The organism is Celeribacter neptunius (assembly GCF_900113955.1).
Classification (GTDB): domain Bacteria; phylum Pseudomonadota; class Alphaproteobacteria; order Rhodobacterales; family Rhodobacteraceae; genus Celeribacter; species Celeribacter neptunius.
The window spans coordinates 1-11,681 of sequence record NZ_FORH01000007.1; the positions used below are offsets into that span (position 1 = coordinate 1).

Below are 11,681 nucleotides of genomic sequence, written 5' to 3' on the forward strand. Positions count from 1 at the left end.
TAACCGCCGGAGCTGTGCACCACGCCCTTGGGTTTGCCGGTGGAGCCGGAGGTATAGAGGATGAACAGCGGGTCCTCGGCATTCATCGGCCGCGGTGGGCAATCCGGGCTGGCGTGTTCCATCAGGTATTTGACATCGACGTCGCGGCCCTGGATCCAGGTGATCTGATCACCGGTGTGCTTGACCACGAGGCAGCGCACCTTGTCGGAACAGTGCAGCAGAGCGGCGTCGGTGTTGGCCTTCAGAGGCGTGCGACGACCGCCACGGGGTGCTGTGTCCGACGTGATGACCAGCTTGGCGCCACAGTCGTTGATGCGGTTGGCCAGCGCGTCCGGCGAGAAGCCGGCGAAGACGATCGAATGGATCGCACCGATCCGGGCACAGGCCAGCATCGCGTAAGCCGCCTCGGGGATCATCGGCAGGTAGATGACGACGCGGTCGCCGCGCATCACGCCCTGAGACAGGAGCACGTTGGCCATGCGGTTCACCTTGTCGGAGAGCTCCTTGTAGGTGATGTGCTGGGCCTCGGCCTCCGGATCGTCGGGCTCGAAAATGATCGCGGTCTGCAAAGAGCGCTTCGCCAGATGGCGGTCGATACAGTTGGCGGAGACATTGAGAACCCCGTCCTCGTACCATTTGATGTCGACGCGGCCGAAATCGAAACAGGTCTTCTTCACCTGCGTATAGGGTTCCATCCAGTCGAGAATCTTCCCCTGTTCCGCCCAGAACGACACCGGATCAGAAACCGAACGCGCGTACATCTCTTCGTACCGTTCGGCGGAAATATGGGCCTTCGAGGCAAAGGCCTCCGAAGGTGGGGTCATCAAAGTGCTGTCGTCAGACATGTCGCCTCCCTAAAGACTGAAATTCACGGCCCGTTTGCGCTCTCCTGGCGCGAACGAAGCTCCTCCTCAATTTCTGGTTTACAGCGTCTGAAGCGAAAAATCCCGTAACTTACGGGGCATTGGGTGGTGGTTTGTGAAGGGCTTCACGAAACTTTACTGTAGTATGTAAATACGTTTACAGCGTTGCCGCGAGAACCTGTCTAAAGTCTATGATTTGTAAGCTGTTAGCCAATGTCATAGCGGCTGTGTTTGCCCGGGGCGCCTGAGCGCAGGAGGGCGGGGCGAGGCGGCCTTTACAGGCTTGCGGCGGTAAATCGTACAGGTGTCGGAGTGTGGGCGCCTTGCTTGCGACCACAAGAAACATCGGCGCAGCTCCGCGAGTCGTGGAGCGTTCACTGCGGTCGGGGAGTGGCTCGCAGGCCACCCGTTGCAATGCGATCGCCCGGCATCCTTGCGGGCGCCGGGCGGGAGTGTGTCAGGCCGAACTGTCGCGCTCAGGAGGCGAGGCGGATGTCATCGTTGTCCTTGGTTGTTTTCAACTGCGCACTGTCACGTTCGAGCGCCGTGGCCTGAGCTTTCAGGGATTGCAGTGCCGCTGTGGTCTCTTCGAACATCGCGGCGTTGTGCTGGGTCACCTGATCGAGCTGGCTGACAGCTGTGGTGATCTCTGCGAGGCCGACCGACTGTTCGGAGGCCGAGGTGGCGATGCCGCTCATCAGGCTGTCCAAGTTTGAGACGAGCGTTTCGATTTCGCTCAGCGCCTCGCCGGACGCGTTCACGAGCTGCACGCCTTCGTCCACCTGTTTTCCGGATGTATCGATCAGCTTGGCGATTTCATTTGCAGCTTCCGAGCTGCGTTGCGCCAGGGCGCGTACTTCTGACGCCACAACGGCAAAGCCCCGCCCGGAATCGCCGGCTCGCGCCGCCTCGACGCCGGCGTTGAGCGCGAGAAGGTTGGTCTGGAAGGCGATGTCGTCGATCACGGACGTGATCTTCGAAATCTGCGACGAGCTTTCGGCAATGTCGCTCATGGCCTTTACGGTCCGCTCAACCACTGTGCGACCGACCGAGGAGCGTTCCTTCGCCTGACCGACGGAGACGGCCGCGTCTTTCGCGCCTTTGGCCGAGTTGTCGACCGACGCGGCCAGCTCGGTGATTGCCGCAGCGGTTTCCTCGAGCGAGGCGGCCTGTGTCTCGGTGCGGCGGCTCAGATCGACCGCTGCGCTGTTGAGATTGTCGGTCTCGCCGAGAATGGTCGCGGCACCTTCGACGATCGAACGGGCCAGTTGTGCAATGGTTTCCACGGCCTGGTTGAAGTCGTTCTGAAGCTTGACGTAGGCTGGCGGGAATTCACCCTCGATGCGAACGGTGAGATCCCCGCGCGACATCGCGCCGAGCGCCGTGGCGAGGCTTTCGACGACGCGCTGTTGCTCTTGCAGATTGCGTTCGCGTTCGCGTTCGGCGGCTTCACGGGCCTGTTCCTTCTCAAGCCGGGCCGTTTCCTGATCCTGACGGCGTTGTTCTTCGGCCTGTTCCTCGCGCAGTTTGACCTGACGTTCGCGTTCGGCATTCTCTTCGCGTTCGTGTGCGAGCTCGGCATCCTTGGCGGCCTGAGCTTTTTCGAGCTCCTCGCGTTCGACAAGCGCCTGACGGAACACTTCGAGCGTACGGGCGATCTCGCCGATCTCGCTTTGCGAATGGGTCATCGGCACGTCGCTTTCACGATCTCCATCGGCCATATCGGCCATGCGCGACTTGATCGCGTTCAGCGGGTGGGTGACGGAGCGCACCAGCAGGGTGGAAATGGTCACCAGGATCAGCAGCGCGGCCAGAAGAATCCCGTTGCCGACAAGGCGCATATGGGCCAGATCTGCCTTGATGTCGGAGAGGTAGGAACCGGTGCCGACATACCAGCCCCAGGGTTCGAAACCTTTGACGTAGCTGATCTTCTCTTCATCTCCATCGCCATCGGGTTTCGAGAAATAATAGGTCAGCGCACCGCTGCCCTGTGTTGCGACGATGTCTTTCATGGCGCCGAAGATCTTGGTGCCGCGGGTGTCGGCGTAACCGGATTGATCCTGACCGTTCATCTCCGGTTTCATCGGATGCGCCACCATGCGATTGTTCATGTCCAGCGCGAAGAAATATTCATTGCCATTGTAGCGCATGGCCATCAGCTCGTTTTGCCCGAGCATCATGGCGTGTTCGCGGGTGAGCTCGCCTTTCCGGACGTTCTCTTCCAGCAGTTCGAGGCTCGCGACAGCGGTATCCACAACGTCACTCAGGTGCTGTTTGCGCATGTCCAGAGCGGAATTATAGGCAATGTTGAGGATGAGTTGTGACAGGACGGCAATCATGATCACAGCGACGGCAACGATGGCGTAGATGCGAACGGAGAGTTTGGATAGCAAAGAGCTCAGCATTGTCGACCTCATGTCTTTCGTCGAATGGACAGTGGTCTGCACAATGTGGGGAAACCCCTTAATTTTGGGTTTAGCTCTGAGAAATATGCAAATGTCAGGTCGCAATTCATCCGAGCCGATTTCCCATGACGCTTTGCCTCAAGGGGCTGTGGTCTAGGGTATCGGCGCCGCACAGATTTGGGCCTCCCTCAGGTCGGCTTTTTAGAGAAAGTATTCCAAATACCATATGTATCATGAGGTTGGATGGAGGTTGATACATGCGAGGGAATGCGCTCGCCGCGACCGAAAGCCGCTCGGCCAAACCCGTTTTGGGGGCGCACTGGCTGTTTCGGTAAATGTGCATGCGGGATTGCGAAAGCCCGGGGAGGATGACCGGACGGTGCTAAGCCCTTGCAGCTGATTCTACATGTGAGACGGGCGCGCGATCGGGGCTGATCTTTTCTGTGACCACAGTGATCGGCGCTTCACGGAGCGGGAATGTCATGGGCAGAGGGCGTGAAATCGCTGCCCGATGTGACATGTCCATCGGGCAGCCAGAGACCGGCGGTTCTCGGGGATCTGGGGACCCGAGCCGCCGGGTGTTTCGCAGGAGCCGCGGCGATTACGTCTGTTGGCCCGCGTCCAGAAGCGCATTGGCGCGGGCGAGGATGGCTGCACCGTCGAGCCCGCGATCGTTGAGCTTCTGGGTCCATTCCGCATAGACGGGTTCCGCCATGGCGCGCCAGCTTGCCACCTCTTCGGCGGAAATCTCACCGATGGTGTTGCCCTGGGCGATCACCGCCTCCTTGCCTTTCTGCTCGAACGCGTCGAATTGACGACCGATGCGCTGCGACAGCGCCATGCCGGAGGCGTCATCGATCACCTTGCGCAGATCGTCGGACAGGCCGTCATAGGCGCGCTGGTTCATGATCAGAGAAAACGTGTTGGCATAGAGGCCACGGGCCGCCGGTGCAGGGGCGGAGGTGAACTTGGTCAGCTCCTGCAGCTTGAAGGCGGGCACCACCTCATAGGGCAGGCAACAGCCGTCGATGACACCGTTCGACAGACCCACGACCATTTCGGTCACCGGGAAGAACACGGTCTCCACCCCCATCATGTCGAGCATCTTTCCGACCGCCTGATTGGGCGCGCGCAGCTTTTGCCCCTTCAGGTCGGCGGCGGTCTGGATCAGCCCCTCGCGGGTGTGGAACTTGCCGCCATCATGGGTGTGAAAGGCGAGCGTCTTGGTGCCCGGGTATTCGCCCTGACCGAATTCGTCCATCAGCTTGTGCATGACGATCGAGGTCTTTTCGGCATTGGTCACCATGAACGGGAGCGCCAGGGTTTCGGCCACCGGGAAGCGATCCGGTGAATAGACCGGCAGGGTCCAGCTGATGTCGCAAATGCCCTGACGCACCTGATCGGGGAGCTGGCCGGGTTTGCCGCCAAGCTGCATCGAGGGGTAGAGCTCGATATTGATCGCGCCTTCGGAGGCGGTGCGGATTTCCTCGATCCACGGCTCGAAGAATTGCGTGTTCATCGGCGCTGGCGCGGGCAGCATGGAATGCAGGCGCAGCGTCACCTCGGCGGCATTGGCACGCGTCAGGAAGGCCGGCGTCGCGAGCGCCGCGCCCATCCCGGCCAGAACGGTCCGGCGTGTCATGCCCGGCTTCACCGGGCCCGGTTTCATAGAATTCGTCATGTCTTTCCTCCCTTTGGTCTCCGGCCTCCTCTGCCGGAGTTGCGTTTCGGGCCTTGTGGCCCTGTTGTCCGTCCTGCGCTGGCCGTTCCTCACCCGGCCAGCGCAGCGAAGTCTTCGAGCATCAGGGGAGTGCCCTGTCCCATGGCCTTGCGGCTTCTCATATGCACCTTGGCATTGTTGACGGTTTCCACCGCCGTCACCCGCTCGCCATCGAGGCGCAGCATGGTGCCGTCGGGCAGTTCCTCGGCGCGATCTTCCGGCGCGGCGAGACCTGCGATCTGCAACTTCCAGTCGGCCTGATCGGACCAGAACCATGGTACGGCACGGTAGGGGGCTTGCGCGCCTTTGATCAGCCGTTTGGCGATATGGCGGGCGTGATCGGTGGCCGCTTGCACGCTTTCAAGCCGCACCAAGCGGCCGCTGAATGGATCGGGGAAGCTGGCGCAATCGCCAAGCGCCGAAATGGCGGGGTCCTCGGTCAGAAGCTGTGTATCGACCTTGATGCCATTCTCGATGCTGAGCCCGGCCTCGGCGGCCAGCTCGGTATTCGGTACGACGCCCGCCGACAGAAGCGCGAAATCGCAGGCGATGCTTTTGCCACTGGCGAGCGTGAGGCCCTTGGCGGAGATCTCCGCCACCGGGTCGGCGAGCCTGAGCATGGTGCCGAGCGCGCGGTGTTTCTCGGCGAAACGTTCCGACATCTGCGCGGAGACGGCGCGGGCCATCAGCCGCGGCGCGGCTTCCGCCACGCTCACCTCGAGCCCGGCGGCGCGGGCCACGGCGGCAAATTCCAAGCCGATGAAGCCGCCGCCGATCACACCGACGGAAGACGCGCCGGAGAGGGCCGCGCGCAGAGCCTTCGCATCGGAGAGGCTGCGCAGATCGAGGCAATGTTCAATCCCGGGCAGGGGCGGGCGCAGGTTGCGGGTGCCCGTGGCGAGGATCAGATGATCATAGGCGACGGGCTCGTCGTCGACCATGACCCGCTGCACCGCCCGGTCGATCGCCTCGACGCGGCTTCCCATGCGCAGGGTGATGCCCTGAGCGTCGTAGAAGCTTTCAGGCCGCAGCGGCAAGATCGTCGCGTCGCCGGTTTTCATATAGGTTTTCGACAGCGGCGGGCGCTGATAGGGCAGCTCCGGCTCATCGCCGATCAGGACGATCTCGCCCGCGAAACCTTCCTGACGCAATGACGCGGCGGCCTGAAACCCGCCTTGCCCGGCGCCGATGATGACGATGCGTTTCAGCTCTGTCGCGGCCATCACTCATCGGCCTCCGGCAGATGCACCACGAGCCCGTCGAGCGCCTCGCTGACCTTGATCTGACAGGTCAGCCGCGAGGTCGGGCGGACCTCCGCCTCTGCACAGTCGAGCATGTCTTCTTCGCCCTCGCTGGCCGTGCCGGTGCGGTCGTCATCGACATAGCAATGGCAGGTGGCACACATCATCGCGCCGCCGCATTCGGCGAGGATGCCGTCGATGCCATGGGCCAGCGCAACCTGCATCACGCTTTTGCCCGTTTCTGCCTCGACGGTCTGGCGGCGCCCGTCGGGCTGGACGAAAGTAATCTTCGCCATTGAGTCATGTCCTCTCGGTTTCAGGCTCAGTTCAGGGTAACCGGCAGGTTCAACGGGCCGCGGAAACCGAAGCCGCTCCAGATCACGCGTGCGGGATCTGCGAGTGTCATATTCGGAAAGCGGTCGAACAGGAGCGGCAGCATGATCTGGCCCAGGGTGCGCCGTGCCACCTGGGCGCCGGCGCAGTGATGCGGGCCGGAGCCGAAAGCCTGATGCGGGTGTTTGTCGCGGAACACGTTGTACTCTTCGCCATCCGCGCCATAGATCGCCTCGTCACGGTTGGCGGAGGCCTGAATGGTCATCACCGTCTCACCAGGACCGATCAGATGGTCGCCGATCTGCACCTCCTGCGTGGTGCGCCGACCCGAGACCTGAATCGGGGCGACCCAGCGCACGCCCTCCTCGAACGCATCGAGCCAGACGTCCTGACGTTTCACCTCGTCGAGCTGATCCGGGTTGGTCAGGAGCCCGTAGACGATGGTGGCGAGCGCATCGCGGGGTTCGTTGATACCGCCGCCGATGGCGATCTTGATATTGGCATACATCTGGCTCATCGGGATCGGGTTGCGCCCGTTGAGCATCACCGAGAAGGCGGAGTTGTTGGGCTGCTCCGTGTGGCGCGGAATCACCCGTTCGAACAGGGCGTTCATCTCGGCATTGGCCTCGTCCGAGAGGCGGAACAGCTCCGGGTCCTCGCCGAAATTGCCGGCGCCGTCGATCAGACGTTGCGACCAGCGCTGCATCTCTTCGTCCGAGGCCTCTTCGAGCCCGAGCATATGCGCCAGAATGCGCGCGGCGATCGGGCCGCAAAGATCCTTGAACAGATCCACGGTCTCGCCGCGCGGCAGGCGGGAGACATAGTCCTCGGCCAGTTTCGTATAGAGCTCGCCCCAGTCGGTGCGGATCACCTTGGGCGAGAATGACGGCTGCATCGCCATGCGTTCGGCGCGGTGTTCATCGCCATCCTTGCGCATCAGCGTATGGGCCTGAAATGCTGGTTTCATCGGTGTCATCGGATCGTCGGAGCTGAAAATCTCCGGCGTTTCCTTGATCCATTTGGTGTGTTCGGCACGGGTGACGAAAATCCGGTTGGTCTGGGCGACGCGGACCACCGGGGTCTCGGCGCGCATGCGTTTGTAAATCGGATAGGGGTCACGGGTCAGGTCGGCCAGGGTGACCGCCTCGTTCACGGGTAGATCGAGCATCTACAGATCTCCTCCCAAAGCTGTAGTGGCCCGAGCTAATCAGTGTGGATTCCATCAATCAATACGATCAGATAGATTGTCAGGATCTGATTTTCAGATCGTAATGCGAGAGGCGTGCGCGCAAGGAGAGGGGCGATGAACAAGGTCACGGACCCGATGGCGACGGACTTCCGGGCGCTGGATGTGCTGCTCCGGGTCTATCGGCTCGGATCGTTCACCCGGGCGGCGGAGGATCTGGAGATGAACCAGTCGGTGGTGAGCTACACGATCGACAAGCTTCGCGGCGTGTTCGACGATCCTTTGTTCGTGCGTGAGGCACGGCGCCTGATCGCCACGCCGCGTTGCGAAGAGGTGGTCACGGAAGCGGCAGAGCTGCTCGAACGGTTTTCGCAGCTGACGGCGACGCAGGATTTCGACCCGAAACAAAGCACCGAGACGGTGACGATCGCCTGCAACTATTATGAGCGTGAGCTGATCATCCCGCATCTCATACATGCAATCCGGGCCGAGGCGCCGAAGCTCAGGATCGAGATTGTCGATTCCTCCTATCTCGGCCATGACAAATTGCTGCGGATGGAGGCGGACCTGCTGATCGGTCCCTTCGTGCAGCTGGGCGCCGCCTTCTATGCCCGGGCGCTCTATGACGACCATTATGTCTGCATGATGGACCCGGCGCATCCGATGGCGAAAGCCGCGCTGAGCATGGAGGAATATCTGCCGCTCGATCATGTTTACATCACCTACGGCGGCAAGTGGAAATCGCGCTACATGCAGGAGCTGGAGCGGCAGGGGCACGAGATCTCGATCGCCATTCGCACCCCGAGCCCGGCGGGGATTCAGACCCTGATCGCCGGGTCCGAGCTGGTCGCCACAGTGCCGGAACGGCTGTCGCGCAAGCTTGGCCAAGGGCTGCACATTGCGCGCTGTCCCGTGCCGACCCCGGTCCAGATCCAGATGGTCTGGACCGCCCGGACCCATCGCTCGCAGATGCATCAATGGGTGCGGGATCTCGTCGTGCGCGCGACGCGCGGGGTCTGAGGCGCAGGGGGGCATGTGCTTTCGGCCGGGCATGTGCCGACGTTGATGCTGCCGTCTTCGTTGTAGGGATCTTCACAGATCTTCATGGAAAATAAGGGTTTGTCGGCTGCACGATCGGTCATCTGGGCCGGTCGCTGGCGCCGGGGCCGATCATTCGTGCTGTCTCGATTTCTGCAAATACTGTTGATAATTAAATTAGTTGATATATAAACCAAATAAAAGGGAGGAAGAAAGATGGTCAAACTCATCTTCGAAACCGCACAGGGCCAGAGGCGCGAAGTTGACGCGCGGGCCGGCGACAACATCATGTTCACGGCGGTGAGCCATGGTGTCGATGGCATTGTCGGGGAATGTGGCGGTGCGGCCATGTGCGCGACCTGTCATGTCTATCTCGACCCGGCTTTCGCCGCGGTACTGACACCCAAGCAGGAGATCGAGACCGAAATGCTCGACTGTGCCGCGGCCGAGGTGACCGGGGCAAGCCGTCTCGGCTGTCAGGTTCAGATCACACCGGAGATGGAGGGCATGGTGGTGCGCCTGCCGGAAGCGCAATACTGAGGCTTGGGTCGCGGGTCAGTCGGTTTCCGTCGTCTTGTGCATCAGATCGCGGTCGAGTTTTTCGACCTTCGGCAGATTGTCGGCCAGCCGCTGCAACAGGTCAAACAGGGTCGCGCGCTGCGTCTCGTCCAAGCCGTCGAGCAGGGCCGCCTCGCGCCGATAGGCGATCTCGATGATCTCGTCATGGACCTTGGCGCCCTGTTTGGTGAGCCACAACAGCCGCTTTCCGGTGACCAGGCGCGCGACGGCCAGCCCCTGTTCCTCAAGCTTGCGGGTCGAGCGGCTGACCACGGATTTGTTCATCGCGACCATTTCCGAGACCCGGAGCGCCTGGATGCCCGGTTCATTGCGCAAGGCCGACAGGATGCGCCATTCGTTGAGGCCGAGATCGAAGAGCGAGAGATAGAGCTGAGACGCGCCCCAGGACAGGCGGTTGTTGATCAGTGACAGGAAATAGGGGGCATAGCTTTCCGCCCGCACCGAGAGATCGCGTTCAGTGACAATTTCCGGTTCGGACATGGCGGGGCTCCTGATTGTTCCGACATGGATAGCGAAGCCCGAGTTTAATTGCAAACTGCTCGAGGCCGATATGGCCCATAATAAAGAGACCGGGCGCACCGGCGCTGCGTTCAAGGGAGGAGAAACGCATGAAGAAATTGATCAATGATGTGCCGGCCGTGGTGCCGGAGGCGCTAAAGGGGCTGGTGAGGTCTTCGGTCGGGCTCCGGCTGATCGAGGGCACGACCACGGTGGTGCGCGCCGATCTCGAGACGGTGCTTGCGGCGGGCAAGGTGGCGCTGATTTCCGGCGGCGGCTCCGGTCATGAGCCGGCCCATGCCGGCTATGTTGGGCCGGGCTTGTTGAGCGCGGCGGTGGCCGGCGACGTCTTTGCCTCGCCCTCGACCGATGCGGTGCTCACCGCGATCCGCGCTGTGGCCGGGTCGGGGGGCGTGCTTCTGATCGTCAAGAATTACACTGGCGACCGGCTGAATTTCGGTCTGGCGGCGGAAATCGCGCGCAGTGAAGGGGTCGAGGTCGATCTGGTGATCGTCGACGATGACAGCGCGCTGGGCACGGCGGAGGAAACCGCGGGGCGGCGCGGCATCGCCGGCACGGTGTTCGTCCACAAGATCGCCGGTGCCGCCGCCGAAGCCGGATTGCCGTTGGCCGAGGTCAAGCGCCGGGCCGAAGCGGCGGTGGCGGCGACCGGTTCGATGGGCGTGGCGCTCTCCCCCTGTATCGTCCCGGCCGCCGGGACGCCGAATTTCGAACTCGGCGCCGGCGAGATCGAGATGGGTCTGGGCATTCATGGCGAGGCCGGGCTGGAACGCGGGCCGCTTTTGCCAGCGCGGGCGCTGGCCCATGCGCTGGTTGACAAGATCGTCACGGATCGGGGGTTTGCCGCGGGTGAGCGGGTCGCGCTTCTGGTCAACAACCTCGGTGCAACGCCGCCGATGGAAGTGTCGATCATGGCCGGGGATGCACTCGATGCCTGCGCCGCCGCCGGGTTGGCGGTCGAGCGGATCTGGGCCGGGACCTTCCTGACCGCGATCGACATGGCCGGGGTGTCGCTGTCGCTGATGCGGCTCGACGCGGCGCGGCTCGATGCGCTTGACGCCATGGCCATGGCGCCGGCCTGGGCACTGCCCGGCCATCCGGGCGAGCCGGTCACGCTGCCTGTCTCGCTGCCGGGGCCGCAAACCCCCGTGGCGAAAATCTCGGCGGAGCAGGGCGATCTCGGCAGCGTCGCCGCGATCATGGCGGCTTGCCGGGCTCTGATCGCGACGGAACCGGAATTGACCCGTATGGATCAGATTGTCGGCGATGGCGATATCGGTCGTTCTCTGGCCGGTGGGGCGGAGGCGCTGATCGCGGCTGAGAGCGAGTTGAAGCCCCTCTCCGGAGCAACGCTTTGGCTGCGGGTGGGCGCGATCATCCGCGCCTCCACCGGCGGCACCTCCGGACCGCTCTATGCCATTCTGGCCACCGGCGCGGGCAATGCCCTGAACGCTGCCGGGCCGGAGCCATTGACGCAGCTCACCGACGCATTTGCCGCGGGTGTCGCCGCGTTGCGCGCCCTGGGCGGGGCCGTGCCGGGGGATCGCACCATGGTTGATGCCCTGGCCCCGGCCGTGAAAGCCATGCGACAGGCGCAGGATATCAAGAGTGCCCTGCGTCTTGCCTCTGAAGCGGCGGAGCTTGGCGCGGCGGCGACCGCCGAGATGGCGCCGCGACTTGGCCGGTCGAGCTATGTCGGGGCGCGGGTCCTGGGCCATCGCGATCCCGGGGCGCAGGCGGTGGCGATCTGGCTTGCCGCAGCTGCCGAAGCCATGGCGTGACAGAGGCTGGATCAGC

The 11,681-nt window shown here is 62.8% G+C and carries 10 protein-coding genes; 3 read left to right on the forward strand and 7 right to left on the reverse strand.

The window, feature by feature from the left end; genetic code table 11:
* The 6 genes from BM151_RS15880 to BM151_RS15905 form a co-directional block, all read right to left on the reverse strand.
* Nucleotides 1–824: AMP-binding protein (locus BM151_RS15880; protein ID WP_425429569.1), on the reverse strand; the 824-nt coding region annotated here is incomplete at its 3' end.
* Nucleotides 825–1,339: 515 nt separating this feature from the next.
* Entirely contained in the window at nucleotides 1,340–3,268 is a 1,929-nt protein-coding gene (locus BM151_RS15885) for a methyl-accepting chemotaxis protein (RefSeq protein WP_245781235.1), read from the reverse strand.
* Between the two features lie 601 nt (nucleotides 3,269–3,869).
* On the reverse strand, nucleotides 3,870–4,949 hold the full coding sequence (locus BM151_RS15890) for a TRAP transporter substrate-binding protein (RefSeq protein ID WP_245781236.1): 1,080 nt from the start codon (nucleotides 4,947–4,949) through the stop codon (nucleotides 3,870–3,872).
* A gap of 89 nt (nucleotides 4,950–5,038) precedes the next feature.
* Nucleotides 5,039–6,211: an NAD(P)/FAD-dependent oxidoreductase gene (locus tag BM151_RS15895; RefSeq protein ID WP_090061737.1), complete on the reverse strand. Its 1,173-nt coding sequence runs from the start codon at nucleotides 6,209–6,211 to the stop codon at nucleotides 5,039–5,041.
* Nucleotides 6,211–6,525, reverse strand: a complete 315-nt coding sequence (locus BM151_RS15900; RefSeq protein ID WP_090061738.1) for a 2Fe-2S iron-sulfur cluster-binding protein — start codon at nucleotides 6,523–6,525, stop codon at nucleotides 6,211–6,213. Before BM151_RS15900 ends, BM151_RS15895 begins: the two co-directional genes overlap by 1 nt.
* A gap of 26 nt (nucleotides 6,526–6,551) precedes the next feature.
* On the reverse strand, nucleotides 6,552–7,730 hold the full coding sequence (locus tag BM151_RS15905; protein ID WP_090061739.1) for a cytochrome P450: 1,179 nt from the start codon (nucleotides 7,728–7,730) through the stop codon (nucleotides 6,552–6,554).
* Between the two features lie 135 nt (nucleotides 7,731–7,865).
* Between BM151_RS15905 and BM151_RS15910 the strand changes: the two genes are divergently transcribed.
* Both BM151_RS15910 and BM151_RS15915 read left to right on the forward strand, forming a co-directional pair.
* On the forward strand, nucleotides 7,866–8,768 hold the full coding sequence (locus tag BM151_RS15910) for a LysR family transcriptional regulator (protein WP_090061740.1): 903 nt from the start codon (nucleotides 7,866–7,868) through the stop codon (nucleotides 8,766–8,768).
* A 234-nt stretch (nucleotides 8,769–9,002) separates the two neighbouring features.
* Nucleotides 9,003–9,326, forward strand: a complete 324-nt coding sequence (locus tag BM151_RS15915; RefSeq protein ID WP_090061741.1) for a 2Fe-2S iron-sulfur cluster-binding protein — start codon at nucleotides 9,003–9,005, stop codon at nucleotides 9,324–9,326.
* A 15-nt stretch (nucleotides 9,327–9,341) separates the two neighbouring features.
* On the opposite strand, the gene BM151_RS15920 is transcribed toward BM151_RS15915, so the two are convergent.
* Nucleotides 9,342–9,845 (reverse strand): MarR family winged helix-turn-helix transcriptional regulator, encoded by a 504-nt coding sequence (locus BM151_RS15920; RefSeq protein ID WP_090061742.1) that lies wholly within the window; start codon nucleotides 9,843–9,845, stop codon nucleotides 9,342–9,344.
* Between the two features lie 128 nt (nucleotides 9,846–9,973).
* Between BM151_RS15920 and BM151_RS15925 the strand changes: the two genes are divergently transcribed.
* Nucleotides 9,974–11,665 carry a dihydroxyacetone kinase family protein gene (locus BM151_RS15925; RefSeq protein ID WP_090061743.1) on the forward strand — a complete coding sequence of 564 codons (1,692 nt, stop codon included), beginning with the start codon at nucleotides 9,974–9,976 and terminating at the stop codon, nucleotides 11,663–11,665.
* Nucleotides 11,666–11,681 lie beyond the last annotated feature (16 nt).